The organism is Cryobacterium sp. MLB-32 (genome assembly GCF_000738085.1).
Taxonomy (GTDB): domain Bacteria; phylum Actinomycetota; class Actinomycetes; order Actinomycetales; family Microbacteriaceae; genus Cryobacterium.
Map to the genome: position 1 here is coordinate 1 of NZ_JPRS01000224.1, position 3232 is coordinate 3232.

1 protein-coding gene and 2 pseudogenes are annotated in these 3232 nt (G+C 66.2%); all 3 read left to right on the plus strand.

Annotation, left to right across the window (positions count from 1 at the left end; translation table 11 throughout):
• Nucleotides 1-945: pseudogene (locus JF66_RS23770) on the plus strand (hypothetical protein); the annotation flags it as partial.
• Nucleotides 938-2641 carry a hypothetical protein gene (locus JF66_RS16555; protein ID WP_035879752.1) on the plus strand — a complete coding sequence of 568 codons (1704 nt, stop codon included), beginning with the start codon at nucleotides 938-940 and terminating at the stop codon, nucleotides 2639-2641. The pseudogene JF66_RS23770 and the gene JF66_RS16555, both read left to right, overlap by 8 nt.
• Nucleotides 2638-3232 (plus strand): annotated as a pseudogene (locus JF66_RS16560) (hypothetical protein); the annotation flags it as partial. The gene JF66_RS16555 and the pseudogene JF66_RS16560, both read left to right, overlap by 4 nt.

Genomic DNA, 3232 nt, shown 5'->3' on the forward strand with positions numbered 1-3232 from the left:
ACCATCGTCGATAAGTTCTCCACGTTGCTGTCCGAGCAGGACGGTTCGGGCCTGGCCGGCGGCGCTGTCCTCGGCATCATCCTCATGTTCTTCATGATCGTGGGCCTGCTGATCGTGCTGTTGATCTTGATCGTCCAATTGATCACCTTGTATTTTTCCGGCGTTCTCTTCCCGCTCGGGTTTGTGTGGATCGTTGATCCGAAGAGGCGGGCGTTCGGGTCCAAGATCCTCTACCTCTGGTTTGGCATTCTGGCCTCCCACCCGCTGTTGTTCTTCCTCCTAGCGATCGCGTTCAGCATGATGGGGGCGCAGCTCAATGCGTTCACCGATACACCTGACCTGCAAAAAACAGTGACGTTGGTCGTGTCGATTCTGGCGTTGTTCATCGCTGGCCTCGCGCCGGTCATCCTGACCCGGTTCGCTCCGGTCATTCCCACCGGTGGTGGTGGCAATGCGCCGGTGGGATCCAGCATTGGGTCTCAGTCCATGCAAGAAGCCGATAGGCGGCTCGGCGACCCAGGGCAAAGCAAACCCGCCCCAACAACTGATTCCGGAAGCTCCCCGGTCAGCACCGGAGGGACGGGCAGCCCGGTCCCCGCGTCCGCGGGGGCCGAGGCACCGGCAACGTCATCGGTTTCTGACGCCGCCGGCACCCCCGGACCTGGCGCCACGAGTGCCGGTGCGACTGGCGCAGCCGGAGCCAGTGCCGCCGGCACCAGCGCTGCAGGTGGGGCGGCAGCGGCTGAGGGTGGCTTGGCTGCTGCGGGTGTTGCGGAATCCGCAACCGGTGCTGGCGCGGCGATTGGGATTCCGACGTTGCTTGTCGCGGGCGCGATGGCGGGCTTTGACGCCACGAAGAAAGTCACTGATTCGGTCGCGGAAGCGGCCGTGTCCCCGGTCGAGGAACACGAGGCGCACTATGGAAAGGACCAACCCCATGAGTGACACTCGTGCTGCGTACGTGCGCTACCTCGGTGGCGAGTCCGGGCACCGCGGATTCTTCGGCGGCACGACGTCCAAGACCCGGGTGGTTTTTCTGGGTGTGTTCATCGTCGGCGGCATGGTCGCCATGATCCTCGGCGCCGGCTTGCCGGCCCTAGTCGTCGCTGTTGTCGGTGTGGGCGTCACCATGCTCGCCACCGCTCGCACGCACCGCGGAACGGTCCTTGAGCGCCGCCGTAAGCGGGCCCGCTGGCGCGCGCGCTTACGCCTGGGAACGGACACGTTCGTGCCTTATGAAGTGGGTGCGTGGGACCAGCTGCAAGAAGCCATCACCCGCGGCACCCCCGACGAAAAACGCGCCGCGGCCGGCCACGCAGCGGCAATGCGTGCGAACCCGGACGGCGCTGAGGGGATGGGGTGGTTGCAGTTCGGACCCAACGTCCCCGGGATCGCCTGGCACGCACCTGTTGGTGAACAGCCGTACTTATCGGTCGCGTTTTCGGTCTCCGGGCAACTGCGCGGCATGGAGACCGCCGCAGCGCTGACCCGGGCAGCCACCGGGTGGGGGCAGTTCTTGGCCCGCCGCGCGGCCCCGTCATCCCTGATCGGTGATGTGCAGACCCTCACCCGCGTTCTCCCACCTGACTCGGCCCGTCAGCAACTGTGGGTGAAAACACGCCTCGATACCGTGCAACCGGAGTGGACGAACGTGCAGCGGGAGTCCTTTGAGGCTCAGAAGCTTTCCTACGACGAGGTCATCCGCCGGTCCAGTGCCGATGCGATGGTGCAGCGTCACTACGTCGTCGTGTCCTGGCCGCTCGATCAGCAGTTTACCGACGCGGCCGGAAAATTCGGTCCCGGCCGGGACGCGTGGCGGGCGCTGATGGCGACGCAGATTCGTGCGACGGAACGGGGGTTGGATGACGCGCGGATGGGCGATGTTCGTGCGTTGACGGCGAAGCAGACCACGGCGTTGATCAGGCACCAGCAAAACCCGCACCTGCCCATCGACCTCACCCGCACCGTCGACCCGCTGGCGGCGGGTATCGCTTCGCATGATGAGTTTTCTGCGCACGTCGTCGACGGCGTCGACCCGACCACGAGCATCACGACGGCGGACGGCCCGGCGTCGCCGGCGGTGACGTGGTGGCACCGCACGGCCGCGATCCACGGCGAGAACCTCGCCGTGGCCGGGCGGAGCCCTCTGTGGTGCCTGGATTTGTTGATCGGCCGGGAACTCACCTTCATCCGCTCCGTGTCCTTCCACCTGCACCTTGTCCCGGCCGGGCAGGCGAAGTCAAAGGCTCGCGCTGACCTGGTGCGGGATCAGGCCGGCGTGCTGGCCGATCAGCAAAAAGGCCGCCTAATTTCTGATGACAGCACTACGCGCATGTCCGCCGCGCAGCGCCGCACCTCCGACCTCGCCGCCGGATCTCACCATCATGGCGTTGAGTGGATCGGGTTCGTCACGATCTCCGCCCCGACCCGCGAGGACCTGGGGCAGGCGTCCCGCCAACTCGAAGAAGCATGCGCGACGGGCCTCGGGATCGAGCGCCTTGACTGGCAAGACTCTTTCCAGTCAGCCGCGTCCGGGACGACGTGGCCGATCGGCCGAGGCCTTCGCCCCTCGGGCGCCACGCTGGCCACCCGCGCTATCAACCGTCTCGCCGGACGTTCCGAGAAGGAAGCCATCTCATGACCCCCACCATCCCCGGCGCTTCCGAAACACCCGGCGACCCCGCGACCGGTCAGGGGGCGCGCGGGTCGAAGGCGCCTTGGTACGCCAGCGTTCCCGGGCTCAGAATCTTCATGACCCCGGTAGCACCGGCGACAACACTGCTCACCGGCGAAGACGACCCAGCACCCGGTGCCCGCGCGGTGCGGCGTGCCGTGGATGCGCCGCCGTTTTCTCGCCCCGGGTCCCTGCTGCGGACCTCCACGAGCGCAGCCGGGCGCGGCTGGTACGCGCCGGCCCTGGCTGGCGCCCCGACCACAACCCGGCAGGCGGAGATCCTCAACACGGGCATCATCGGCGCTCCGACGGGTATCGATGGTGTCGTCAACGGCACCGACAATCTCTCCTCGACGATGATCAGTCACGATGCCCCCACCGCCTATAACGCCACTCCTCGGAGGCTCACCTCACCCAACGTGATCATCTTCGGCACCGTCGGGACGGGGAAGTCCTCGTTCACGAAAACGGTCATGGTCATGCGCCCGCTGATTTTGAAGAATCACCGTGCGGTGGTCTTTGACAAGAAGGACGAAGGTGGTGAAGGCGAATACGCAG

What these genes read in the sequence shown, in the direction of transcription:
- JF66_RS16555 (WP_035879752.1), top strand. Translation starts at nt 938, where the DNA reads ATGAGTGACACTCGTGCTGCGTACGTGCGCTACCTCGGTGGCGAGTCC.